General features: G+C 73.0%; 24 protein-coding genes. 18 read left to right on the plus strand and 6 right to left on the minus strand.

What is annotated here, in order from left to right; all coding sequences use genetic code 11:
- Window positions 1-36: 36 nt before the first annotated feature.
- On the minus strand, window positions 37-1,716 hold the full coding sequence (locus ACH495_RS01430; RefSeq protein WP_396855799.1) for a GTPase: 1,680 nt from the start codon (window positions 1,714-1,716) through the stop codon (window positions 37-39).
- A gap of 55 nt (window positions 1,717-1,771) precedes the next feature.
- Window positions 1,772-3,613, minus strand: coding sequence for an ABC transporter (locus tag ACH495_RS01435; RefSeq protein WP_396855800.1), 1,842 nt, complete (start codon window positions 3,611-3,613; stop codon window positions 1,772-1,774).
- A gap of 211 nt (window positions 3,614-3,824) precedes the next feature.
- Here ACH495_RS01435 and dnaK point away from each other — a divergent pair, with 211 nt between their 5' ends.
- The 5 genes from dnaK to ACH495_RS01460 all read left to right on the plus strand — a co-directional run bounded on the left by dnaK (window position 3,825) and on the right by ACH495_RS01460 (window position 8,702).
- Window positions 3,825-5,693: a molecular chaperone DnaK gene (gene dnaK, locus ACH495_RS01440; protein ID WP_396855801.1), complete on the plus strand. Its 1,869-nt coding sequence runs from the start codon at window positions 3,825-3,827 to the stop codon at window positions 5,691-5,693.
- A gap of 49 nt (window positions 5,694-5,742) precedes the next feature.
- On the plus strand, window positions 5,743-6,489 hold the full coding sequence (gene grpE, locus ACH495_RS01445) for a nucleotide exchange factor GrpE (RefSeq protein WP_396855802.1): 747 nt from the start codon (window positions 5,743-5,745) through the stop codon (window positions 6,487-6,489).
- A gap of 79 nt (window positions 6,490-6,568) precedes the next feature.
- Window positions 6,569-7,756 carry a molecular chaperone DnaJ gene (dnaJ, locus tag ACH495_RS01450; protein WP_396855803.1) on the plus strand — a complete coding sequence of 396 codons (1,188 nt, stop codon included), beginning with the start codon at window positions 6,569-6,571 and terminating at the stop codon, window positions 7,754-7,756.
- A 24-nt stretch (window positions 7,757-7,780) separates the two neighbouring features.
- The gene (locus ACH495_RS01455; RefSeq protein WP_393515507.1) at window positions 7,781-8,221 is read left to right on the plus strand and encodes a heat shock protein transcriptional repressor HspR; all 441 of its coding nucleotides are present in this window, start codon (window positions 7,781-7,783) and stop codon (window positions 8,219-8,221) included.
- A gap of 274 nt (window positions 8,222-8,495) precedes the next feature.
- A complete protein-coding gene (locus tag ACH495_RS01460; protein ID WP_107158247.1) occupies window positions 8,496-8,702 on the plus strand; it encodes a hypothetical protein in 207 nt (68 codons plus the stop codon).
- A 147-nt stretch (window positions 8,703-8,849) separates the two neighbouring features.
- Here the strand turns inward: ACH495_RS01460 and ACH495_RS01465 are convergent, their stop codons facing one another.
- The 4 genes from ACH495_RS01465 to ACH495_RS01480 form a co-directional block, all read right to left on the minus strand.
- On the minus strand, window positions 8,850-9,278 hold the full coding sequence (locus ACH495_RS01465; protein WP_396855804.1) for a hypothetical protein: 429 nt from the start codon (window positions 9,276-9,278) through the stop codon (window positions 8,850-8,852).
- Window positions 9,279-9,448: 170 nt separating this feature from the next.
- Window positions 9,449-10,660 (minus strand): cation:proton antiporter, encoded by a 1,212-nt coding sequence (locus ACH495_RS01470; protein ID WP_396855805.1) that lies wholly within the window; start codon window positions 10,658-10,660, stop codon window positions 9,449-9,451.
- Between the two features lie 5 nt (window positions 10,661-10,665).
- The gene (locus ACH495_RS01475) at window positions 10,666-11,166 is read right to left on the minus strand and encodes a cation:proton antiporter regulatory subunit (RefSeq protein WP_107158231.1); all 501 of its coding nucleotides are present in this window, start codon (window positions 11,164-11,166) and stop codon (window positions 10,666-10,668) included.
- Between the two features lie 68 nt (window positions 11,167-11,234).
- A complete protein-coding gene (locus ACH495_RS01480) occupies window positions 11,235-11,465 on the minus strand; it encodes a winged helix-turn-helix domain-containing protein (protein WP_396855806.1) in 231 nt (76 codons plus the stop codon).
- Window positions 11,466-11,717: 252 nt separating this feature from the next.
- On the opposite strand from ACH495_RS01480, the gene ACH495_RS01485 reads away from it, so the two are divergent.
- The 13 genes from ACH495_RS01485 to ACH495_RS01545 all read left to right on the plus strand — a co-directional run bounded on the left by ACH495_RS01485 (window position 11,718) and on the right by ACH495_RS01545 (window position 23,411).
- A complete protein-coding gene (locus tag ACH495_RS01485) occupies window positions 11,718-11,978 on the plus strand; it encodes a hypothetical protein (RefSeq protein WP_396855807.1) in 261 nt (86 codons plus the stop codon).
- Window positions 11,979-12,064: 86 nt separating this feature from the next.
- Window positions 12,065-14,656, plus strand: a complete 2,592-nt coding sequence (clpB, locus tag ACH495_RS01490; protein ID WP_396855808.1) for an ATP-dependent chaperone ClpB — start codon at window positions 12,065-12,067, stop codon at window positions 14,654-14,656.
- 241 nt (window positions 14,657-14,897) lie between these two features.
- A complete protein-coding gene (locus ACH495_RS01495; protein ID WP_396855809.1) occupies window positions 14,898-15,275 on the plus strand; it encodes a hypothetical protein in 378 nt (125 codons plus the stop codon).
- An 87-nt stretch (window positions 15,276-15,362) separates the two neighbouring features.
- On the plus strand, window positions 15,363-15,995 hold the full coding sequence (locus tag ACH495_RS01500; RefSeq protein ID WP_396855810.1) for a DUF4178 domain-containing protein: 633 nt from the start codon (window positions 15,363-15,365) through the stop codon (window positions 15,993-15,995).
- 2 nt (window positions 15,996-15,997) lie between these two features.
- Window positions 15,998-16,492 carry a DUF2617 family protein gene (locus tag ACH495_RS01505; RefSeq protein ID WP_396855811.1) on the plus strand — a complete coding sequence of 165 codons (495 nt, stop codon included), beginning with the start codon at window positions 15,998-16,000 and terminating at the stop codon, window positions 16,490-16,492.
- On the plus strand, window positions 16,489-16,914 hold the full coding sequence (locus ACH495_RS01510; protein ID WP_396855812.1) for a DUF4247 domain-containing protein: 426 nt from the start codon (window positions 16,489-16,491) through the stop codon (window positions 16,912-16,914). Before ACH495_RS01505 ends, ACH495_RS01510 begins: the two co-directional genes overlap by 4 nt.
- A 30-nt stretch (window positions 16,915-16,944) precedes the next feature.
- Complete coding sequence (locus tag ACH495_RS01515; protein WP_396855813.1) at window positions 16,945-17,367, plus strand: DUF350 domain-containing protein; 423 nt, start codon at window positions 16,945-16,947, stop codon at window positions 17,365-17,367.
- Window positions 17,367-18,146: a hypothetical protein gene (locus ACH495_RS01520; protein WP_396855814.1), complete on the plus strand. Its 780-nt coding sequence runs from the start codon at window positions 17,367-17,369 to the stop codon at window positions 18,144-18,146. Before ACH495_RS01515 ends, ACH495_RS01520 begins: the two co-directional genes overlap by 1 nt.
- Window positions 18,143-19,711: a polyamine aminopropyltransferase gene (locus ACH495_RS01525; RefSeq protein ID WP_396855815.1), complete on the plus strand. Its 1,569-nt coding sequence runs from the start codon at window positions 18,143-18,145 to the stop codon at window positions 19,709-19,711. The genes ACH495_RS01520 and ACH495_RS01525 overlap by 4 nt, the downstream gene beginning before the upstream one ends.
- A gap of 40 nt (window positions 19,712-19,751) precedes the next feature.
- A complete protein-coding gene (locus ACH495_RS01530) occupies window positions 19,752-20,750 on the plus strand; it encodes a hypothetical protein (RefSeq protein WP_396856492.1) in 999 nt (332 codons plus the stop codon).
- A gap of 67 nt (window positions 20,751-20,817) precedes the next feature.
- Complete coding sequence (locus ACH495_RS01535; RefSeq protein ID WP_396855816.1) at window positions 20,818-21,624, plus strand: hypothetical protein; 807 nt, start codon at window positions 20,818-20,820, stop codon at window positions 21,622-21,624.
- 72 nt (window positions 21,625-21,696) lie between these two features.
- A complete protein-coding gene (locus ACH495_RS01540) occupies window positions 21,697-22,605 on the plus strand; it encodes a hypothetical protein (RefSeq protein WP_396855817.1) in 909 nt (302 codons plus the stop codon).
- Window positions 22,602-23,411 (plus strand): SDR family NAD(P)-dependent oxidoreductase, encoded by an 810-nt coding sequence (locus tag ACH495_RS01545; RefSeq protein ID WP_396855818.1) that lies wholly within the window; start codon window positions 22,602-22,604, stop codon window positions 23,409-23,411. The genes ACH495_RS01540 and ACH495_RS01545 overlap by 4 nt, the downstream gene beginning before the upstream one ends.
- The last annotated feature ends 32 nt before the right edge of the window (window positions 23,412-23,443 follow it).

Below are 23,443 nucleotides of genomic sequence, written 5' to 3' on the forward strand. Positions count from 1 at the left end.
GCGTCGACGGCCATCACACCGGTCAGCGCGCCCGGTTCAGCGCCGGCCCGCCTCACGCAGTGCGTCCCGTGCCGCGCCGTAGCGCGCCAGCAACGCCCAGACCGGGTCCAGCACGTACTTCTCGCCGACACTGCCGACCGAGGTGAGCAGGCGCTGCTCGGCCTGGCTGCGGGCCCGCCGGGCGGCCCACCCGACCACCGGCCGGGTCAACGCCGCGACCAGCAACCCGGCCAGCAGGCCGCCGAGCAGCAGCACGGTGGGCCAGGGCACCTCGCCGAGCCTCGGATATTCCAACGGTGGCAGGCCGAGGAAGCGCAGCGCGTACCCCAGGAGCAGCCAGACCAGGCCGCCCACCGCCGCGAGGGTGACCAGCCACTGGATCCCGCCGACCACCCGCCACCAGGCCGGCCGCCGGTCCATGCCGAGGTCGGTGGCGGCGACCGCGTGGTCCAGCGCGCCCGGCAGGTCGGCCAGCCGGGACCGGGCCGCGGCGGTCACCGCGGTCGGCCACGGCGCCGGCAGGTCGGCGCCGGACCGGTCGGCCACCGCCCGGATCGCGAGGTTCAGCGCCGAGCGCTGCGCGGCGGTCGGATCGGGTACGGAGGTGGCCGAGATCAGGCTCTCGGCCGGCGCGTCCGGGTCCCGCCCCGGCAGGTGCAGCCGGCGCAGCGGGTCCGGCCGCAGCTTCCGCCAGCTCCGCACCAGCGGCCAGCCGGTGCTGCCCACCGCCCGGTGCCGGTACGCGCCCTGGACCGCCTCCGCCACGGTCGGCACGCCGGCCGCGCCGGCCAGCGCCCGGGTGAGCTCCTGGGCCGAGGCGTCGCCCGGCCGGGTGCGCGGCGGCTCCGGCCCGACCAGCGGTTCGAGGTCGGTCACCACGGCGTCCACGTCGCCGGAGAGCCGGCGCAGCGCGGCCTGCCGTTCGGCGACCGTCTTCTCCAACTCGGCCCGCAGCCCGGCCAGCCCGGCCGGGTCCGTGGCCACGGTGGGCAGCAGCGGCACCCCGCCCAGCCCGTCGGCGTCGAGCAGCCGACGCAGGTCGTCCAGGACCGTGGGCAGCTCGGTCGGGTGCAACCGGTCGGCCTGGTTGAGCACCACCACTGTCACGTCCTTGTGCCGGTGGAACTCGCGCAGGTAGCTGGTGTGGATCACGCGGTCGGCGTACTTCTGCGGGTCGACCACCCAGACCACCAGGTCGACCAGGCCGAGCAGCCGGTCGACCTCCAGCCGGTGGTGGTGCTGCACCGAGTCGAAGTCGGGCAGGTCCAGCAGGACGAGACCGTGCAGGTTGGACTCGTCGTCGCCGTCCAACGGGCTCTCCCGGACGAACCGGTGCCGGGGCAGCACCCCGACCCAGTCGAGCAGCCGTACCGCGCCGTCGAGCGGGCCCCACACGCAGGCGTGGGCCACACCGGTGGTCGGCCGACGCACCCCGACCGGGGAGAGGTCCATCCGGGCCAGCGCGTTGAACAGGCTCGACTTCCCGCTGCCGGTGGCACCGGCGAGCGCGACCACGGTGTGGCGGCCGGAGAGGGCGAGCCGGTCGCCGGCCCGCTCGACCACGGTGTGCGCGGCCACCAGTTGGGCGTCCGGCACCTGGCCGTCCACCGCGCCGAGGAACCGCTGGACCGCCTGCAGGCGCGCGATCAGGACGTCCGGGTCGACCCGCTGGTCGGGCCGGAACGCCTCGCGCATCCGTCCCACGATGTTCGTCATGATGCCGTCCTTGTTCGCGACTGCGGGGCTCGCAAACCCGGCTCACTCCTCGCGCTCACGGGCGGCGTCCGTCCTGGTCGGTGGCGGTGGGCAACGCGGCGTCGGCACTGGACAGGCCGCTGCGGTGCCGGGCCCGCTCGACCGTCTCCGCGGCCCGGCGCAGCGCCTCGCCGGCGTCGGTGGCCGGGCGGGCGGCCTCGGTGCGGGCCAGGAAGCGGGCGGCCTCCTCGGCCATCAGCGCGCCGACCCGGTCGAGCAGGTCCACCCGCGCCTTGCGGGACAGGTTGCGCACCGCTTGGTCGCCGAAGATGGCCTGGAGCACGGTCTGCCCGGCGACCGCGGTGCCGGTGCCGGCGGCGACCTCCAGCCCGGTCGGGATGAACGCCGTGGAGGCGAAGACGCCGATCATGACGGCCAGGCCGGTGGCGTTTACCGCGTACGCGGCCGTGCGGGCCACGAACCGCCGGTCGCCGCCCTCGACGCGCACCAGCTCCAGCACCGCGCGCTGCCAGTCGCGGACCAGTTGCTCGCCGCGCGCCGGCAGGTCGGCCGACGCGTACGCCAGCTCCGGTTCGAGCAGCGCCGCGCCGGCCGGGTGCGCCTTCCAACCGGTGTACGCGTTCTCCGCCGCCTCGGCGGCCACCCCGCGCAGCAGCGTGACAAGTTGGGACTCGATCGCGGTCCGCAGCTCCGCCGCCGGGGCGGGTCGTCCGGTGACCGCCGCGACCATCCGGTCGCGCAGTCGGCCGATGCGCGCCTCCAGGCTGCGGAAGAACTCACCGGTGCCGACGAACTCCTGCCAGCGGGCCAGCACCTCGCCCCGGAGCATCCGGCCGTCCCGGAGGCCCTGGTCGACGGTGCGCTCCGCGCCCCGGTAGGCGGCCCGGACCCGTTCGTCCAGCGCCTCGGTGGCGGCCACCTGCTCGTCGGCGGCGTCGGCCAGCGTCTCGACCACAGGATGCAGGGCGGCCAGCGCGCCGTCGAGCGTCTGCCGGACCACCGCCGAGCGGGCCTCCGCGTCGCCGGCGAGCCGGGCGAACCACCCGCTCAGCGGCGCGGTCATCCGGTCCGGCAGCAGCCCCTGCCCGTCCACCCACGTCTCCGGCAGCACGAACAGCGGCGCGGCGCCCAGGTCCTGCGAGGCCAGCATCTCGGACAGGTGGGCGGCGATCTCGTCGGCGGCCTCGGGCGGGACCCGGTCGAGCACCATCGCGACGGCGGTGCCCCGGGCCCGGGCGCTGCGCAGCAGCTCCCAGGGGACGGCGTCGGCGTAACGGGCGGCGGTGGTGACGAACAGCCACAGGTCGGCGGCGGCGAGCAGTTGCCCGGCGAGCGCCCGGTTGGCGTCGACCACCGAGTCGATGTCGGGGGCGTCGAGGAAGGCCAGGCCGGGCGGGAGCGCCGGGGCGGTGACCAGTTGCAGGGTGCCCGGGTGCTCGCTCGGCTCGGTGGTGCGGGTCAGGCCCGGCAGCAGCTCACCCTGGCGGAACCAGGCCGCGTCGGCCGGATTGCAGACCAGTACCGGGGAACGGGTGGTGGGCCGGAGCACCCCGGCCGCGCTGACCCGCGCCTGCACCAGGCTGTTGACCAGCGTCGACTTGCCGGCACCGGTCGAGCCGCCGACCACCACGAGCAGTGGGGCGTCGAGTCGGGCCAGCCGCGGCAGCAGATAGTCGTCGAGCTGGTCGGTGAGACCCCGGGCGGCGTGCCGGGCCGACTCGGCCGAGGGCAGGGCGAGGGGGAAGCGAGCCGCGTCGATCGCGGCCCGCAGGCCGGTGAGCGCGGCGGACAGGCCCGCCGTGGCCTCGGCGGGCTGGTTTTCGCCGTTGGGGGTTCCGGTGCGGGCTGCGACGGCGGGCGCGCCGGCACGGGTGGCGGAATCGCCATGCGTCGTCACCGCTAAAGCGTGCCCGACCGACGCAAGGTAAGACAACCGGACGGTAATAACGGTCAGGTTGCGTCGAGTCGACTCAACCTCGACTTGCGGTTTGCCGATCGCGTGGCACTATTGAGTCAAGTTCACTCAACTTGTGGCGCGGGCGCTTCCGGGCGACCCCGCCGGGCAGGCCAACTGACCTGCTCACCCGTTATGAAGCGAGGAAGCGAACATGGCACGTGCGGTCGGCATCGACCTCGGCACGACGAACTCCTGCGTCAGCGTTCTCGAGGGCGGTGAGCCCACCGTCATCGCCAACGCCGAGGGCTCGCGTACGACTCCCTCGATCGTCGCGTTCGCCCGCAACGGCGAGGTGCTCGTCGGTGAGGTCGCCAAGCGCCAGGCGGTGACCAACCCCGACCGGACCATCCGCTCGGTCAAGCGGGAGATCGGCACCAACTGGACCGTCGACATCGACGGCAAGAAGTACACCCCGCAGGAGATCTCCGCGCGGACGCTGATGAAGCTCAAGCGGGACGCCGAGGCGTACCTGGGCGAGCAGATCGCCGACGCGGTGATCACCGTCCCGGCCTACTTCAACGACGGGCAGCGCCAGGCCACCAAGGAGGCCGGTGAGATCGCCGGCTTCAACGTGCTGCGGATCGTGAACGAGCCGACCGCGGCCGCCCTGGCGTACGGCCTGGACAAGGGCTCCAAGGAGCAGACCGTCCTGGTCTTCGACCTCGGTGGCGGCACGTTCGACGTGTCGCTGCTGGAGCTGGCCGAGGGCGTCGTCGAGGTGAAGTCGACGAGCGGTGACAACCAGCTCGGCGGCGACGACTGGGACCAGCGGATCATCGACCACCTGGTGAAGACGTTCCGGGGCGAGCACGGCATCGACCTCTCGCAGGACAAGATGGCCATGCAGCGGCTCAAGGAAGCGGCCGAGAAGGCCAAGATCGAGCTGTCCGCGGCCACCACCAGCAACATCAACCTGCCCTACATCACCGCTGGCTCGGCCGGCCCGCTGCACCTCGACGTGACGCTGAGCCGCGCCGAGTTCCAGCGCATGACGCAGGACCTGCTGGACCGCTGCAAGGGCCCGTTCGAGCAGGCCGTCAAGGACGCCGGGATCAAGGTCTCCGACGTCGACCACGTCATCCTGGTCGGCGGCTCGACCCGGATGCCGGCCGTCACCGACCTGGTCAAGCAGCTCACCGGCCGCGACCCGAACAAGGGCGTCAACCCGGACGAGGTCGTCGCCGTCGGCGCCGCGCTCCAGGCCGGCGTGCTCAAGGGCGAGGTCAAGGACGTCCTGCTGCTCGACGTGACGCCGCTGAGCCTGGGCATCGAGACCAAGGGTGGCATCTTCACCAAGCTCATCGAGCGCAACACCACCATCCCGACCAAGCGCTCCGAGGTCTTCACCACTGCCGACGACAACCAGCCGTCGGTGCTGATCCAGGTGTTCCAGGGCGAGCGGGAGATCGCTGCCTACAACAAGAAGCTCGGCACGTTCGAGCTGACCGGCCTCCCGCCGGCGCCGCGCGGTGTGCCGCAGATCGAGGTCACGTTCGACATCGACGCCAACGGCATCGTCAACGTGCACGCCAAGGACCTGGGCACCGGCAAGGAGCAGAAGATGACGATCACCGGCGGCTCCTCGCTGCCGAAGGACGACATCGAGCGCATGCGCCGGGACGCCGAGGAGCACGCCGACGAGGACAAGCGCCGCCGCGAGGAGGCGGAGACCCGTAACGTCGCCGAGGCGCTCCAGTGGCAGACCGAGAAGTTCCTCGCCGAGAGCGGCGACAAGCTGCCGGCGGAGAACCGGGACCAGCTCAACGAGGCGCTCGGCGAGCTGCGCAGCGCCCTCGGCGGGCAGGACATCGACAAGATCAAGACCGCGCACGAGAAGCTGGCGCAGGTCTCCCAGCAGGCCGGCTCGCTGCTCTACGCGCAGCAGCAGGAGGGTGAGCCGGGTGCTCCCGGCGCCGGTGCGGCCGGGCCGGGTGCCGGCGCGGGTGCGGCCGGCGGCCCGCAGGCCGGCGGCGCCGACGACGTGGTCGACGCGGAGATCGTGGACGAGGACAAGAAGTGACAGTCGGTCCCCGGGCACGATCCGCACCGCACAGGGATGAGGTAACCGCATGACGGACACGCCACGAGCGGCCGACCCGGGTTCCACCGGGTCGGCGCCGGGTGGCTCCGCGGGCACCGGCAAGGACGCCGGCGACGAGCCGCGGGTCGTCATCCGCGACAAGCGCAAGCTCGGCAAGGTGACCGAGGAGCCGGCGAACGACCCGTCGGCCGCCGATGCCGCCGCCGACGCGCCCGCCGAAGGGCTGGTCGAGGAGGCCGAGGTCGTGGTCGACGGGATCGGCGGCGAGGCCGAGGTCTCCGGGCCCCCCGTGGTCGACGCGCCGGCCGAGCCGAGCGACGAGACCGGCAAGGCGCCGCTCGGCGCCGAGCTGGAGTCGCTCCGCTCCGACCTGGAGGAGCGCACCCGCGACCTCCAACGGGTGTCGGCCGAGTACGCCAACTACCGCAAGCGGGTCGACCGCGATCGCAACCTGGTCCAGGAGCAGGCGACCGGCGGAGTGCTCACCGCGCTGCTGCCGATCCTCGACGACCTGGACCGGGCCCGCGAGCACGGCGACCTGGTGGGCCCGTTCGGCAGCGTGGCCGACCAGCTCACCGCCGCGCTGGGCAAGTTCGGCCTGACCGCGTTCGGCGAGCAGGGCGACCCGTTCGACCCGACCCGGCACGAGGCGGTGGCGCACCAGACCTCCGCCGACGTGACCGAGCCGACCTGCGTGCAGGTCATGCGCCGGGGCTACCAGCTCGGCGAGCGCCTGCTGCGGCCGGCCCTGGTCGCGGTCGCGGACCCGGAGTAGTGCCGACCCGTGACGTCCCGCCCGCCCCCACCGGGCGGGCGGGACGACCGGGGTTCGACCCGTGGAAGGGGGTGGACCGGTGAGTTCCAAGGACTGGATCGAGAAGGACTACTACGCCGCGTTGGGCGTGGACAAGTCCGCCTCCTCGGACGAGATCAAGAAGTCGTACCGAAAACTGGCCCGGGAGTCGCATCCGGACCACAACCCCGGTGACGCCGGGGCCGAGGAGCGGTTCAAGACCGTCTCCGAGGCGTACGCGGTGCTCGGCGACGAGAAGAAGCGTCGCGAGTACGACGAGATGCGGTCGCTGTTCGGCTCGGGCGCGTTCCGGCGCGGCGCCCGCGGCGCGGGCCAGCCCGGTGGCGCGCCGTTCGACGTCTCCGACCTGTTCGGCGGCGGCGCCGGTGGGGGTGGCGACGCCCGGTTCGGCGGCGGCGGTTTCACCGACCTGTTCAGCACCATCTTCTCCGGTGGCGGTGCCGGCGGCGGGGGCCGTCCGCGCGGTCCGGCCCGGGGCCGGGACGTCGAGGCCGAGGTGGCGCTGGACTTCTCCGACGCGGTCCGCGGTGTCACGCTGCCGCTGTCCCTGCGCGCCCCCGGGGTCTGCGACACCTGCCACGGCAACGGCGCGAAGCCGGGCACCACGCCGGTGGCCTGCCCGGTCTGCCACGGCGCCGGCGTGACCACCCGCAACCAGGGGTCGTTCAGCTTCTCCGAGCCGTGCCGCAACTGCCAGGGCGTGGGCACGATCGTGGAGGAGAAGTGCCCGGAGTGCCACGGCACCGGCGGGGTCACCAAGACCCGCACGCTGAACGTGCGCTTCCCGGCCGGAGTGGCTGACGGGCAGCGGATCCGACTGGCCGGCCGCGGTGAACCCGGCGAGCGGGGCGGCCCGGCGGGCGACCTGTTCGTGCACGTGAAGGTCCGCCCGGACGAGCTGTTCGGGCGCACCGGGGACGACCTGACCTTGAACGTCCCGATCACGTACGCCGAGGCGGTGCTCGGCACCGACCTGCGGGTGCCGACCCTGGACGGCACGGTGACGTTGCGGGTGCCACCGGGTACGCCCGCCGGGCGGGTGCTGCGGGCCCGTGGCAAGGGCGTCGTCCGCAATGACGGCCGCGCCGGTGACCTGCTGGTCACGCTCGACGTGGTGGTCCCGGCGAAGGTGTCGGACGAGGCGCGGGCGGCGCTGGAGACCTTCGCGGCGCAGACTCCGCCCGCCGCGCGGGAACATCTCGACGCGCGGGTACGTCGATTCAGTTGACGGCGGCAGCGGAGGTGAGCGGGCATGTCGGAGGAGTACGTCGGCTCGGGTGACCCGGCCTACGAAGCCAAGATCCTGATGATCTCGGTGGCCGCGCGGATGGCGGGCATGCACCCCCAGACTCTGCGCCAGTACGACCGGCTGGGCCTGGTGCAGGCCGGCCGGGCAGCCGGCGGCGGTCGCCGGTACAGCGTCCGGGACGTGGTGCTGCTCCGCGAGGTGCAACGGCTCAGCCAGGACGACGGGATCAACCTGGCCGGGGTCAAGCGGATCATCGGGCTGGAGCGGCTCCTGGAGGAGGCGCAGCAGCGGGTGGCCCGGCTGGAGGCGGAGCTCGACGCCGCGTACCGGCGGATCGCCGAGCTGGAGTCGCTCGGTGGGTTCCCGCGCGGCGACCTGGTGCCCACCAACCGCACCTCCACGGCGCTCGTGGTCTGGCGTCCCCGCCGTACCCCCGACCGCTGACGCCCACCGCGCGCGCTCGTCCGAAGGCCGGCAACGACCCCACTGTGCTCGGGGCCGTTGCCGGCCTCCCGTCGTCTCCCCCGTTGCCCCCATGGCTGCAGAGCAAGTGGGTGGAACGCCATGGGTGTCTCCGGGCCGCGGAGAGACCCATGGTGTTCCACCGGTGCCGGCCGGCCGGAGGTTGCGGAAGTGGGAGTGCGGCGGAGTGGATTCCACTAGGCTTCCGATCAGGGATAAAAGCCCTGAAACGGAATCCGGGCTGGCGGGGGGAGCCATGGCGGAACCGGCGAAGAAAGTGGCGGAACGCGCGGAGGAACGCCTGGAGAAGGTGGCCGAGAACGTCAAGGAGCGATTCGACCGGGTGACCGAGGGCCGCTTCAGCGACAAGGTCAAGGAAGGGCGCTTCGCCGACCAGACCGACCACGGTGTGGACCGCGCCAGGGACGACGAACGGCGCAAGAAGCAGGGTGGATCGACCTGACCGATCCGTCGACGTGCGGGCCGGGACCCACGGGGGGTCCCGGCCCGTTCGCCGGAGTCGGAGTCGGAGTCGGAGTCGGAGAGATCTTGGAAGGAAAGTGCCCCTCCAGGGGCCGCTGCCTTCCAAGATCTCAACTGGCGGGCGGAGTCAGAGACGGCGGTTCTCGCGGACCAGGCCGCCCTCGCACCAGTCGCGGTAGACGAAGAGATCCGGGCGGGCCAGCAACACCCGGCTGTTGTGCGCCCAGTTGCGCATCAGGTCGTCGCCGGCCCGTTCGGCCTGCTCGACCAGCTTGCGGAAGCGGCGTTTCGGGTGCGCGCGGAAGTTCGTCCGGATGCCGTCGGCGGCGTAGATGTAGAGGCAGTGCAGGGTGAACCGGCGGGCCGGACAGGATCGGTCCATGGCCAGGTCGAACAGCGTCTGCACCAGGTGGTCACCGGCGACCAGCAGGTCCCAGTCCGGCGGCATGGAGGTCAGCGGCACCGAGTCCGGCTGGTACGCCCAGGCCCGCAGCTCGGCGGGCGAGGGATCGACCGGGTTGGCGAAGCCGTGGAACGTCTCTTCCTGCACGCTCACCGGCCGACCTTCCGCTGACGCTGGCGGGGGCACCGGCCACCCGCGGACCCTGGCTGCTGGGGCGACACGGTAACGCGGTTCGGCGGAGCAGTGGTAGACCTTCCCGGAATCAATTTGACAACCCTTGGCCGGGCCGGACCGGCTGAGCAGCCGATCAGGCCCGGCCGAGGTCAGTCGCCCACCGGCACGGTGGCCGCGGGCCGGGCGGCGGCGGCGCGACGTCGTAGCCACTGCTTGAACCAGGGCGTGTCCGTCAACCGGGCGAGCAGCGGACCGGTCACCACAGTGATCAGCACGTACGCGGTGGCGAGCGCGGCCAGCTTCGGCTCCACCGGGTAGACGGCGGCCACGGCCAGCCCGGCGATGACGATGGAGAACTCGCCCCGCGGGGTGAGCGCCAGCCCGGCCCGCCAGCGCCCGGGCTCGGCGATCCCGGCCCGGCGGGCCGCCAGGTAGCCGGTGGCCACCTTCGTCGCCATGGTCACCACGGCCAGCAGCAGCGCGGGCAGCAGCACCGGTGGCATGTCCAGCGGGTTGGTGACCAGCCCGAAGAACACGAAGAAGACCGCGGCGAAGAGGTCCCGCAGCGGCGAGAGCAGCTCGGTGGCGTGGTGCGCGACCGGCCCGGACAACGCGATGCCGACCAGGAACGCGCCGACCGCTGCGGAGACCTGGAGCTTCGCCGCGAGGCCGGCGACCAGCAGGGTCAGACCGAGCACGCCGAGCAGCAGCGCCTCCGGATCCTTGGCGGAGAGCGCGGTGGAGATCAGGTGCCCGTACCGGATCGCCACGGCCAGCACGACGACCACGGTGAGCACCGCGACGGCGAGCGCGATGCCGCCCTTCATCAGGCCGACGCCGGCGAGCAGCGCGGTGACCAGCGGCAGGTAGAGCGCCATCGCCAGGTCCTCGATCACGAGGACGGAGAGGATCACCGGCGTCTCCCGGTTACCGACCCGGCCCAGGTCGCCGAGCACCTTGGCGATCACGCCGGAGGACGACACCCAGGTGACGCCGGCCAGCACCACGGCGGCGACCCAGCCCCAGCCGAGCAGCAACGCGAAGGCGAAACCGGGCAGCGCGTTGAACACCGCGTCGATCAGGCCGGCCGGCGCCGCCGAGCGGAGGTTGCCCACCAGCTCGTTCGCGCTGTATTCCAGGCCGAGCATGACCAGCAGCAGGATCACGCCGATCTCCGCGCCGACCGCGAAGAACTCCTCGCTGGCGTTGAGCGGCAGCAGGCCGCCGTGCCCGAAGGCGAGACCGGCGAGCAGGTAGAGCGGGATGGGCGAGACGCCGACGCGACGGCTCAGGCGACCGAGCAGGCCGAGCAGCAGCAGCAGCGCACCGACCTCGATGAGCAGGATGGTGGTTTCGTGCATACGCGTCAGCCGTCCGGATCGGTCTCGGCGAGGATGGATGTGACGCCGTCGAGCCCCTGTCGGGTGCCGACCACGACGACCACGTCGCCGGATTCGAACCGGAAGGTGGGGTCGGGCGAGACGTTCACCTCGCCCTGACGCAGCACAGCCACGATGGACGCGCTGGTCCGGGTGCGGGCCTTGGTGTCGCCGAGCCGCCGGCCGACGTACTTCGAGCCGGCCGGGATCACGATCTGCTCGGTCAGCAGCCCGGCGGCCTGCTCGCGCAGCCCGGAGAGCTGACCCAGCATCAGCGACGCGCCGAGGATGTCGGCCAGCGCCTCCGCCTCGTCGTCGGTCAGCGGTATGTCGTGCTGGCAGGAGTCGGGATCGTCCGGGTCGTAGAGGACCAGGTCGCGGCGGCCATTGCGATGGGAGACCACGCCGAGCCGGCGGCCGGATTCCGTCATGAGGTCATGACGTACGCCGATTCCCGGTAAGGCGGTCTGTTCGACACGTACTCGCACGCCGGTGAGGCTACCTCTGCCGGGCACATGCTGCTCCCGAGGCCGCGCCAACCCCGATGTTCGTGGACTCAGGAGCCGTTGTCGCGGGAGGTGACATAGGTGCCCTTGCCCTGGTGCCCCTCGACCAGCCCTTCGGCCTGGAGGATCAGCAGCGCCGAGCGGACCGGCTCCGCGGAGACCTGATAGTGGGCGATCAGCTCGCGCAGCGAGGGCAGCTTGTCGCCCGGGGCGTACTCGCCCGAGGCGATCTTGTCCCTGATGTCCTGCGCGATTCTCTGGCGGTCCGAAACTCGGGGCATGGCGGCGACTCCTGGTAGGCCCCAAGATCTTCCCACGAGTGCCACCCGCCGGCCAACACTTTGCGTGGTAACCATACTCACCCGTTGTCATGCAATGCTTTGCATTGTATGTTGTCGGTGCGGACGCCATCGGCGAAATGCCTGGTAGGCAACCGGCCTCCCGGTTGGCGGTTCGTGGTCGGCACGGCTGGTCGCGCGGCCAGCCGTGCCGGCTCCCGCTCGTCTCCGTAACCCCGAAGGAAGGGAAACACGATGACCGGGCGATATGTGATCCATCTGCCGGTGCGGGCGGCCGACCTGGTCCGGGCCAAGATGCTCGGCCGCACGGCCGGCCGGTCGTTGGGCTTCCTCGCCGTGGTCGAGTTGGGCGGGATCACCGTCTCGGCCGAGGACGACCAGGGCGTACGCCACTGGGTGTTCTGCGACCGCAAGCTCGACGGTGGCCGGCGTTGCGTGCTGCGCGCCGACCACGTGACGCCCTGCACCGCACATCCCCCCGGCCGGAGATGGTGACTCAGGTCACATGGCAGGAGTTGAGCGGAATAGACTCAACTCTGGTTGTGTCGTTCCCAGTGGACACGCCGATCCCGGGGGAGCCCATGAACACGGAACGCCTCACCACCAAGAGCCGCGAGACCATCACCGGTGCCGTCGCGCTGGCGAACCAGCGCGGTCACGCCACCGTGGAGCCCTGGCACCTGCTGCTGGCCCTGCTGGACACCGACGGATCGACCGCTGCGGGCCTGCTGCGCGCCGTCGGCGCCGACCCCGCCGAGCTGCGCCGGGTCGCCCAGCGCTCGGTCGACGCGCTGCCCGCCGCGCGCGGGTCCAGCCTCGCCGAGCCGACGCTGGCCCGCGAGTTCGTCAACGCCATCGGCGCCGCCGAGCAGATCGCCCGGCCGCTCGGCGACGAGTACACCTCCACCGAGCACCTGCTGGCCGGGCTGGCCCGGGTCGGCGGCGCGGTCTCGGTCGCGCTGAAGAACGCCGGCGCCACCGAGGAGAACCTGGTCGCCGCGTTCCCGACCGTCCGGGGCGGGGACCGTCGGGTCACCACCGCCGACCCGGAGCAGACCTACCAGGCGCTGGCCAAGTACGGCGTCGACCTCACCGCCAGCGCCCGCGACGGCAAGATCGACCCGGTGATCGGCCGGGACTCGGAGATCCGCCGCGTGATCCAGGTGCTGTCCCGGCGTACCAAGAACAACCCGGTGCTGATCGGCGAGCCGGGCGTCGGCAAGACCGCCATCGTCGAGGGCCTCGCCCAGCGGATCGTCGCCGGTGACGTACCCGAGTCGCTGCGGGACAAGAAGCTGGTCTCGCTCGACCTCGGCGCGATGGTGGCCGGCGCGCAGTACCGGGGTCAGTTCGAGGAGCGGCTCAAGTCCGTGCTGGAGGAGATCAAGAACTCCGACGGGCAGGTCATCACGTTCCTCGACGAGCTGCACACCGTGGTCGGCGCCGGCAAGGGCGAGGGCTCGATGGACGCCGGCAACATGCTCAAGCCGATGCTGGCCCGCGGCGAGCTGCGGATGGTCGGCGCGACCACGCTCGACGAGTACCGCGAGCACATCGAGAAGGACCCGGCGCTGGAGCGCCGCTTCCAGCCGGTGCTGGTCGGCGAGCCCACCATCGAGGACACCATCGGCATCCTGCGCGGGCTCAAGGAGCGCTACGAGGTGCACCACGGCGTACGCATCACCGACGCCGCGCTGGTCGCCGCCGCCGCGCTCTCCGACCGCTACATCACCGACCGGTTCCTGCCGGACAAGGCGATCGACCTGGTCGACGAGTCGGCGTCCCGACTGCGCATGGAGATCGACTCACGCCCGGTCGAGGTGGACGAGATCGAGCGGGCGGTGCGCCGGCTCGAGATCGAGGAGATGGCGCTGGCCAAGGAGCCCGACGCCGCCTCCGCCGAGCGCCTGGAGCGGCTGCGCAAGGAGCTGGCCGACAAGCGCGAGCAGCTCACCGCGCTCTCCGAGCGCTGGCAGACCGAGAAGAGCCACATCACCAAGCTCTCCACCGCCAAGGAGGAGTTGGAGCGGCTCGGCGGCGAGGCCGAGCGGGCCGAACGGGACGGCGAGCTGGAACGCGCCGCCGAGCTGCGCTACGGCCGGATCCCCGCGCTCAAGGGCGAGCTGAAGCAGGCCGAGGAGGAGCTGGCCCGGCTCCAGGCCGACGGCGCGATGCTCAAGGAGGAGGTCGGCGCGGACGACATCGCCGCCGTGGTCGCCTCCTGGACCGGCATCCCCGCCGGCCGGCTGCTGGAGGGCGAGACCGCCAAGCTGCTGCGGATGGAGGAGTCGCTGGGCTCCCGCGTGGTCGGTCAGGCCGAGGCGGTCGGCGCGGTCTCCGACGCGGTCCGCCGCGCCCGGGCCGGCGTCGCCGACCCGGACCGCCCGACCGGCAGCTTCCTGTTCCTCGGCCCGACCGGCGTCGGCAAGACCGAGCTGGCCAAGGCGCTCGCCGAGTTCCTCTTCGACGACGAGCGGGCGATGGTCCGCATCGACATGAGCGAGTACGGCGAGAAGCACTCGGTGGCCCGGCTGGTCGGCGCCCCGCCCGGCTACGTCGGGTACGAGGAGGGCGGCCAGCTCACCGAGGCGGTGCGCCGCCGGCCGTACTCGGTGATCCTGCTGGACGAGGTGGAGAAGGCCCACCCGGACGTCTTCGACATCCTGCTCCAGGTGCTCGACGACGGCCGGCTCACCGACGGCCAGGGCCGCACGGTGGACTTCCGCAACGCCATCCTGATCCTCACCTCGAACCTGGGGTCGTCGGTGATCAGCGACCTCACGCTCCGCGAGGAGGAGCGCCGGGAGGGCGTGCTCGCGGTGGTCCGGTCGCACTTCAAGCCGGAGTTCCTCAACCGCCTCGACGACATCGTGGTGTTCGCCGCGCTCCAGGGCGAGGACCTGCGGGCCATCGTCGACATCCAGCTCGACCGGCTGCGGCGCCGGCTGGCGGACCGCCGGCTGGGCATGGACGTCACCGACGCGGCCCGCACCTGGCTGGCCGAGCACGGGTACGACCCGATCTACGGCGCGCGCCCGCTGCGCCGCCTGGTCCAGTCGGCGATCGGCGACCGTCTCGCCAAGGCGCTCCTGGCCGGCGAGATCCGCGACGGCGACACGGTCCGGGTCGACCTCGCCGACACCAAGGACGCCCTGACCGTCACCCCCGCCTGACCTGCCCTCCCGTGAAGGCCCGGCCTCCGGCCGGGCCTTCACCCTGCCCGCCTGCCCGCCTGCCCGCCTCCCCGCCCCCGCCTCCCCGTTGATCAAGGAGTTTGCGTCACCCGCCGCGCCCCGGGCCGACGCAAACTCCTTGATCAACGGGGCGAGGGCGGGGCGAGGGCGGGGCGAGGGCGGGGGGAGGGCGGGGTGTTGGTAGGGGTGAGGAGGGGGTGGGGTGGGCACATAGTGGGGTATGAGCGGGACGTGGGAGCGGGAACTGGACCAGGCCGTGCGGGAACTCGACGGGGCGGACACGCTGGCCTTCGGTGGGGTCGGCTTTGCGGGACAGATCCTGCCCGCGACCGAGGCGTACCGACGGGCGGAGCAGGCGCTGCGCGAACACCCGGAGGCGGCCCGGAAGAAGGTCGACAAGCTGCTCAAGAAGGGCTCGCCGGCCGGGAAGGCGTACGCGGCGACGCTGCTGGAGACCGTGGACCCGGCTGCCGGGCGGGACGCCTGGGCGCGGCTGCGCGACGACGACGGCGAGTTCACCACGTTCCACGGCTGCGTGATGGGCCGCACGACGCTGCGTGAGTACGCCGCCGACCGGCTCGGCGGCGGCACCCCGTAGCTGATCGCACACTCAGCGAACGACGCTTCGGTCGAGGTGCGCGGGGTTGTTACCGTCTCCGCCAATGCAGGTTGGGGGGAGGCGGTCATGAACGGTTCGGTGGCGTACGTGGTGGCCACGCTGGGGTGCCTGCTGGGGGTGGCCGGCGTGGTGATCGCCGTGATCGCGCTGCGCAGGTCCCGCTCGGCGCCACGGGAGAAGGCGGCACCCGGTGACCCGTTCCGGGACTCCGACGCGGACGCGCTGCGCGGCGACCCGCGCGCGCTCAAGCCCGGTGACATCGTCGAGATCCGCCAGGTGCCCTACACCGTGCGCGGCTCGGTGCACCTGGTCGAGGGCGGTTGGAGCTGGGCGGAACACCTGCTCGACGACGCCGGCGGGGTGAAGCGCTGGCTCTCCGTCGAGGCGGAGCCGGACCTGGAGATGGTGCTCTGGGCCAGTGAGCCGGGAGCCACCGTGACGCCGGGCGCCCCGACGCTGGAGATCGCCGGCCGCCGCTACAACTGGGACGAGTCCGGCCAGGCCCGGTACACCGCGACCGAGGGCACCGGTCTCGACCCGCGCGGCACCATGCGCTACCACGACTACCAGGCACCCGGTGGGGCCCGGCTGTCGTTCGAGGCGTACGGCGAGGCCGGCTGGGAGGTGAACCTCGGTGAGGAGCTGCGCCGCGCCGAGGTGATGATCTACCCGCAGGGCGGCCCGGACCAGGTGAAGTGAGCGTGCTCGTCGCCCTTCGGACCCCGTACGTCGACAGTCGCGCCGCCGACCTGAGCCTGACCCTCGGCGGCCCGGAGCTGCCGGCGCTGGCCGTCCGCGACCTCGACCTGCCCGGCGGGACACGGCTTCGGCTGCGCCTGCTCGGCGCCTCCCACCAGGTCGTCGCCGGCGCGCTGACCGAGACGGTCGCCTGCCTGCCGGGCCGCCGGCCGCACCTGCCGGACGCGCTGCACGACGTGACCGCCGGCTACCGGTTCACCGCCACGGTGCTCCGGCCGGCCGGCGACGGCCTGCGCACCCGCGTCGCGGCGCTCCGCGCCGAACTGGCCGATGACCCGTTCGCCCTGGTCGGGGTGTTTCCCGGCGACGAGGACGCGGTCACCGCGCTCGCCGTCCGACCCGACCCGCCGGGCGGCCTGGTGGCCTGGCGCACCTGGCACGCCTACCCCCAGACCAACGAGCTGGTCCTGACCGAGACGGTGGTGGAAGAGCTGTGACGTACCGACGGTGGTTCGTGGTGGGCGTGGCGGTCGCCGTCGTCGGCGCCCTGATCGCCGGTTTCGCGATCTTCTACGGCAACTTCTCGCCGCGCGGCTACGTGCAGGACCACTACTCCCGGGCGTCCGGGCGGGACATCGGCTCGCAGGCCGTCGCGTACACCTCGAACCGGTCGCCCAGCCAGGTCTCGAAGGAGATCACCGACACCTGGCAGCCGGCCGACCAGTACGTCGACGGCAGCGGCGTCTACCTGCGCTACGACGACGACTCGGTGGTGATCCTCCCGCTCGCCGTCGGCTCGGTGATCCTGCTGGAGCGAATGTCCACCGCGTACCCCCGGTACCACGGCGTCGTCGGCAACAGCTGGGGCTGGGGCCGAGGCAGCACCGTCCGGGGCGGCGGCCCCGGTGCCGGCAAGTAGCCCGTCCGACCCCCTCACCCTGGAGTCCCTGTGCAGCATCTCGTCACCGACCTGCTGGTCACCCTCGCCTACGGCGTGGTCGGCGTGGTCCTGATGGCCGTCGGCTACCTGCTGGTCGACCTGGCCACCCCCGGCAAGCTCCACGAGCTGATCTGGGCCGAGCGCAACCGCAACGCCACGCTGCTGCTCGCCTCCAACCTGGTCGGCGTCGGCACCGTCGTGGTCGCCGCGATCGTGGCCAGTGACGACGACTTCATGCTCGGGCTGGTCGGCGCCGCCGCGTACGGGTTCCTCGGTCTGGTGCTCATGGCGGCGGCGTTCGTCCTGCTCGACGTGGCCACCCCCGGCAAGCTCGGCGAGCTGCTGGTGGACCCGGACCCGCACCCGGCGGTCTGGATCTCCGCCACCGTGCACGTCGCCACCGGCGCGATCATCGCCGCCGCCATCAGTTGATGACCGGAGAGGCCGCCGCCGCGAAGGCGAAGGACAAGCGCAACACGACGCTGGTCTGGATCGGCGTCGTCCTGCTGTTCATCGGCGTGCCCTGCGGAATCGGCATCGCCAACGGCGGCGACAGCACCGACGTGCCCGCACCGACGACCGAGCAGCGGACCGCCACCGTGCCGCTGCTGGCATCCGCGTTCGAGGGCCAGGGCATCTGCTACGGCTGGCGGCTGTCCGACCGGAACACCGAGATCAGCGTCGGCTCCAACCTGGGTGACGGGACGTCGATGCGGGACGATCCGCGCTGCCCGCGCTGGATCGAGGTCTCCGCGGTCGTCCACTACACCCTCCCCAGCAGCGAGGTGCAGGACTCGGCGAGGATCGGCGTCGACGGCTCCGCCGACATCGAGAAGGCCGACCTCTACCCGATCGCGTCCGGGCTGAGCCGGTTCGGGCTGGACGAGGACGCCTTCGTCGACGAGCCCGGCTGGGCGATCACCCGGGCGACGACGGTGCTGCCGCTGCTCGCCGCCGAGGTCGGGCTCGCCGAGGCCGCCCCCGCCCCCACCGCCGCGACGCCGACCGGCACGCCGGCCCCGCTGCCGAGTGCCGGCAACGACCTGCTGCGGGACCGCAAGGGCTGGCTGTTCACCGCCGTCGGCCTGCTGCTGGTTGCCGCGCTGTTCATCACCGTGGGCGTGCGACAGCGGAACCGGCAGCCCCGGGGACCGGTGTCCGCGCAGCGCGCCGGGGCGGGACCCGCCGGGCGTACCCGGGAGGGAGCGTGACCGTCGACGTGCCCGCGCGGCCGCGGTGGCGCGCGGCCCGCGCGGCGGTCCTGCTCGCGGTCTTCGTCTGCGCGGCCTGCGGCCTGGTGTACGAGCTGGCGCTGGTCGCGCTCGGCAGCTACCTGATCGGCGACGCGGTCGGGCAGGCGTCGATCGTGCTCGGCGTGATGGTCTTCGCGATGGGCGTCGGTGCGCTGGTCGCGAAGCCGTTGCAGTCCCGGGCGGCGCCCGCGTTCGCCGCGATCGAGCTGACGCTGGCGCTGCTCGGCGGCCTCTCCGTGCTCGGCCTCTACGCCGCGTTCGCCTGGCTCGACCTCTACGGCCCGGCGCTGGTCGGCACCGCGTTCGTGCTCGGCCTGCTGATCGGCGCGGAGATCCCGCTGCTGATGGTGATGCTGCAACGCATCCGGGAGCAGTCCGCCGGCAGCGCGGTGGCCGACCTGTTCGCCGCCGACTACGTCGGCGCGCTGCTCGGCGGGCTGGCCTTCCCGTTCCTGCTGATGCCGATCTTCGGCCAGCTCAAGGGCGCGCTGGTGGTCGGCGCGGTGAACGCCGTCGCCGGGGTGGTGCTGGTCTTCACGGTGTTCCGCGACGAGCTGAGCCGCCGGGCGCGGGTCGGGCTCGGCGCCGGCTCCGTCGTGGTCGCGCTCCTGCTCGGGTACGCCTGGGTGACCGCCCACGACTTCGAGGTGACCGCCCGGCAGCAGCTCTACCGCGATCCGGTGGTGCACGCCGAGCGCAGCCGCTACCAGGAGATCGTGCTGACCCGCTCGGTGCGGGAGGTCGGCCACACCGACACCGACCTGCGGCTCTTCCTCAACGGCGACCTCCAGTTCAGCTCCGTCGACGAGTACCGCTACCACGAGGCGCTGGTGCATCCGGCCATGCGCGGGCCGCACGGCGACGTGCTGGTGCTCGGCGCCGGCGACGGGCTGGCCGCGCGGGAGATCCTGAAGTATCCGGACGTGCGCTCGGTGACGCTCGTCGACCTCGACCCGGCCGTGGTGGCGCTGGCCCGCAGCGAGCCACAACTGCGGGACCTCAACCGCCGGTCGCTCACCGACCCCCGGGTACGGGTGCTCAACCTGGACGCGTTCGGCTGGCTGCGGACCGCCACGCAACGCTTCGACGTGGTGATCGCCGACCTGCCCGACCCGGACGAGACGGCCACCGCGAAGCTCTACACGGTCGAGTTCTACGCGCTCGTCCGGCCGGTGCTGGCCCCGGGCGGGCGGCTGGTGGTGCAGTCCGGATCGCCCTACTTCGCGCCCCGGTCGTACTGGTCGATCGAGCGGTCGGTCCGCGAGGCGGGCTTCGCCACCGTGCCCTACCACGTCGACGTGCCGAGCTTCGGCGACTGGGGGTTCGTGCTCGCCGCGCCCGGCGGCACCGCGCCCGAGCTGGCCCTGCCGGCCGACGCGCCGCCGCTGCGCTTCCTCACCCCGGCGGTGCTCGCCGCCGCCGCCACGTTCCCCGCCGACCGGGGCCGGGTGGACGTGCCCGCCTCCACCCTGTTGCAGCCCAGGGTGCTGGAGTACGCCCGCGAGGAGTGGCGCGGCTACTAGGTTTCGGAGCATGCGGTCACCCCATCGGCTGGCCCGTCGGCTGCCGACCCGGGCGATCGACGCCGCCGCCTACCTCCAGGCGTTCGTGCTCTCCGGCGTGGTCACCGTGCTGGCCGTCCGGGCGTACCTCCAGGCCACCAACTATCCGCAGCTCGGCGGCGGCGGGCTGCACATCGCGCACGTGCTCTGGGGTGGCCTGCTGCTCGTCGTCGGCCTGGGCATCGCGCTGGTGTTCCTCGGTGGCGGGCCGCGCACCGCCGGCGCGGTGGTCGGCGGCGTCGGGTTCGGGCTCTTCATCGACGAGGTCGGCAAGTTCGTCACCGCCCGCACCGACTACTTCTACGCGCCCGCCGCGGCCATCATCTACGTCGCGTTCGCCCTGCTCGTCCTGCTCACCCAGGCGGTACGCGGGCGCACCGGCCGGGCCCGCCTGACGCCTGCCGAACGCACCGCCAACGCGCTGGACCTGGTGCTCAGCGGTCTCCCCGGCGGGCTGACCGACAGGCGCCGGATCGCCGTGCTGCGCCTGGTGCAGGGCACCGGGCCGGCCACCGAGGCGGCCCTCGTCCAGTTGCTGGACGCGGTGCCCCGGCGGGAACCGCCGCCGGTGCACCTCTGGCAGCGCGGCGCGGAGTGGGCCCGACGCCTCGCCGCCTGGGCGGTGGGCCGGCGCTGGCTGGTCTGGCCGGTGGTGGTCTGGCTGGTGGTGGAGCCGGTGGTGACCGTGGTGGCGGTGGTCCTCGACGGCGTGACCGGCGCGCTGGACCAGGAACGGGAGTGGGGCGCGGTGCTCGGCGTGACCGCCACCGCGCTGGTCACCGCCGTGCTCAGCCTGCGCGCCGCCTGGCTGCTACGCCGGGACCGGACCGAGGCGTTCCGCCTGTTCAAGCTGGCTCTCCTGGTCGACCTGCTGTTCGGGCAGGTCTTCAACTTCACTGTCAACCAGTTCGGCGCGGTCTCCGCGGTCGCGCTCGACCTGGCGCTGCTCGGCGTGGTCACCGCCGAGCACCGGCGGCTGCGCCGCGCCGCCGACCACTGAGCCCTTCTGCCGTGCTCACCTGGCCCGGGATCGCTACGGTGGTGATCTCATCCAGGGAGGGAGAATCATGGTCGATGCTCCGGGCACCCCGCCCCGCGCGCGTCCCAGTGTGGTGACGCTTTCCAGTTGGCTGCTCATTCTCGTCGCCGCCATCCAGGTCCTGAACCTGATCGTGACGCTGTCCGTCATCGGCAAGATCCGGGACGTGCTGAAGGACGCGTACGCCGGCACCTCGGCCGAGTCGGCCGGCGACATCGCGTACGCGTTCACCATCGGCACGTCGATCCTGTCGCTGCTGCTGGCGGCCGGTCTCGTCGTGCTCGCACTGCTGAACAACCGGGGCAAGAACGCCTCCCGCATCACCACCTGGGTGGTGGGCGGCATCCTGTTCTGCTGCACCGGTGGCAGCCTGCTCAACGGCGTCTCCGGCGGCATGATGGGCGGCGGCAACACCAGCGGCGACCTGCCCAGCACGCAGGAGGTGCAGCGCCGGCTGGAGGACGTGCTGCCGTCCTGGTTCGGCCCGGTCAGCACGCTGCTCGGCATCGTCGCGCTGCTCGCGCTGCTGGGCGCGCTGATCCTGCTGGCGCTGCCGAAGTCGAACGAGTTCTTCCGGAAGCCGAAGGCGGCCTGGGAGCCGCCGGTGCCGGGCGGCGCCTACCCGGCGTACCCGCCGGCCCCGGGCCAGTCGGGCGACCCCGGTTACCCGTCGACGCCGGGGCAGTCGGGCGACCCGGCGTACCCGTCGTACCCGTCGACCCCCGGCCAGCCGCCGGCCACGCCGCCGCCGGCCGCGCCCGGTGGCCAGCCGCCGGCCGGGCCGACCATTCAGCCGGGCGAGCGCCGTGACCCGGAGCCGCCACCCGGAAGTTGACGGCAGGATTTCAGCGACGCCGACGGTCCCTCCGAGTAGGTTGCAAGCCGACGCCTACCGGAGGGACCTGTCGTGTCGTACCCCGATCGGGCCGCGCCCCGCCGGCCGGGCGCGGTCGTCGCGGCGGTGACGGTGCTGCTGCTGATGGCGGCCGGCGCCGTGACGTACGCGGTGACGAACCTGGTGATCGCCGGCGGCACGGTGGACCGGTTCCGGGCCGCCGCGGCGGGCACCGACGCGGGCGGCGACGACATCGACCGGGTGGCCGGCCTGCTGCGGGGCTCGACAGTGCTGGCCGCCGTGCTCGGCGTGCTGGCGGCGCTGCTGCTGGTCGGGCTCGCGCTCGGGCTGCGCGCCGGCCGCCCCGGTGCACGGGTGGCCACCTGGGTGGTCGCCGGGCTGGGGCTGCTCTGCGGCTGCTGCGGGTTCGCGACGCTGGTCGGGCAGCGGGCCGCCCCGCTGCGACTCGGCGCCGACGACCGGGTCACCGCCGAGCTGCTGGGGTTGGCCGGTGACGCGTACCCGGATCTGTGGATCTCGGTGAACGCGGCGATGTTGGCGGCCCAGATCCTCGGCTACCTGGTGGTCGCCGCGCTGCTCGCGGCGCCCTCGGCCAATGCCTTCCTGCGCCGTCCGGCCCCGGCGCGGTCCGGTCCGGCGACCGGCTACGGTGCGACCGTGTCCGGCGGGCCCGCCTCCGGGCCGACGCCCTGGGGGCCGCCACCCGGCCTGACCGCACCGACCGGGCCCTCGACGCCACCCACGTCCACGCCCTCGATGCCGCCGTCGTCGTCGCCGTCCGCGCCGCCGCCTGCGTCCGCGCCGCCGCCTGCGTCCGCGCCGCCGCCTGCGTCCGCGCCGCCGCCTGCGTCCGCGCCGCCGCCTGCGTCCGCGCCGCCGCCTGCGTCCGCGCCGCCGTCGTCGTCCGCGCCGCCGTCGTCGTCCCCGTCCGGCCCGCCCCCTCCGGAGGATCGTCCATGACCGACGCCGCCGCACCCGTCCGTCGCCGGGCCCTCGTCACCGGTGCCAGCCTGGGGATCGGCGAGGCGTTCGCCCGCCGGCTCGCCGCCGACGGCTGGGACCTGGTGCTGGTGGCCCGGGACGCCGCCCGGCTCGACGCGCTGGCGGCCGAGCTGACCGGCCGGCACGGCGGCGCGGCGGAGCCGGTCCCGGCCGATCTGTCCACCGACGACGGTTGTGCGGTGGTCGAGCGCCGGCTGACCGCCGGCTCGCCGGTGGACCTGCTGGTGAACAACGCCGGGATCAGTTTGCACACCCCGTTCGTCCGGTCGGCGGTCCCGGACGAGGCGCGGTTGGTGCGGCTCAACGTGCTGGCGGTGCTCCGGCTCACCCACGCGGCGCTCGGTCCGATGATCGAACGAGGTCACGGGGCAGTGATAAATGTCTCTTCGGTTGCGGCGTTCGGGGTGCCCATGCCGGGTTCGACGTATTCCGCCAGCAAGGCGTGGGTGACGAATTTCAGTGAATCGATCGGGCAGTCGGTGGCCCCGCTCGGCGTACGCGTGATGGCGCTCTGCCCCGGCTACACGCGCACCGGCATTCACGAGCGAACCGGCATCGACATGTCGCGGCTGCCCGCCTGGGCCTGGCTGCGAGCCGACTCCGTCGTCGACGAAGGGCTGCGTGACCTGCGCAAAGGCAGGTTGGTGAGCGTGCCGGACTGGAAGTACAAGCTGGCCGTGGCCGGGCTGCGGCACGCGCCGAAACGACTGCTGCGCGGCTTCACGCGGGACACCCGGGGGGCCGTCGACCGGGCTCGCGGGTGACCGGGTCGCGTTCCCGCCGGCCGATCCGATCC

Source organism: Micromonospora sp. NPDC018662, assembly GCF_044391475.1.
GTDB lineage: Bacteria > Actinomycetota > Actinomycetes > Mycobacteriales > Micromonosporaceae > Micromonospora.

Bases quoted from the DNA above. Each gene is read 5' to 3' on its own strand.
- ACH495_RS01470 (WP_396855805.1), bottom strand. From the start codon at position 10,660: ATGCACGAAACCACCATCCTGCTCATCGAGGTCGGTGCGCTGCTGCTG.
- ACH495_RS01430 (WP_396855799.1), bottom strand. From the start codon at position 1,716: ATGACGAACATCGTGGGACGGATGCGCGAGGCGTTCCGGCCCGACCAG.
- ACH495_RS01520 (WP_396855814.1), top strand. From the start codon at position 17,367: ATGACCGGAGAGGCCGCCGCCGCGAAGGCGAAGGACAAGCGCAACACG.
- ACH495_RS01535 (WP_396855816.1), top strand. From the start codon at position 20,818: ATGGTCGATGCTCCGGGCACCCCGCCCCGCGCGCGTCCCAGTGTGGTG.
- ACH495_RS01460 (WP_107158247.1), top strand. From the start codon at position 8,496: ATGGCGGAACCGGCGAAGAAAGTGGCGGAACGCGCGGAGGAACGCCTG.
- dnaK (WP_396855801.1), top strand. From the start codon at position 3,825: ATGGCACGTGCGGTCGGCATCGACCTCGGCACGACGAACTCCTGCGTC.
- ACH495_RS01455 (WP_393515507.1), top strand. From the start codon at position 7,781: ATGTCGGAGGAGTACGTCGGCTCGGGTGACCCGGCCTACGAAGCCAAG.
- ACH495_RS01500 (WP_396855810.1), top strand. From the start codon at position 15,363: ATGAACGGTTCGGTGGCGTACGTGGTGGCCACGCTGGGGTGCCTGCTG.
- ACH495_RS01485 (WP_396855807.1), top strand. From the start codon at position 11,718: ATGACCGGGCGATATGTGATCCATCTGCCGGTGCGGGCGGCCGACCTG.
- clpB (WP_396855808.1), top strand. From the start codon at position 12,065: ATGAACACGGAACGCCTCACCACCAAGAGCCGCGAGACCATCACCGGT.
- ACH495_RS01495 (WP_396855809.1), top strand. From the start codon at position 14,898: ATGAGCGGGACGTGGGAGCGGGAACTGGACCAGGCCGTGCGGGAACTC.
- grpE (WP_396855802.1), top strand. From the start codon at position 5,743: ATGACGGACACGCCACGAGCGGCCGACCCGGGTTCCACCGGGTCGGCG.
- ACH495_RS01545 (WP_396855818.1), top strand. From the start codon at position 22,602: ATGACCGACGCCGCCGCACCCGTCCGTCGCCGGGCCCTCGTCACCGGT.
- ACH495_RS01480 (WP_396855806.1), bottom strand. From the start codon at position 11,465: ATGCCCCGAGTTTCGGACCGCCAGAGAATCGCGCAGGACATCAGGGAC.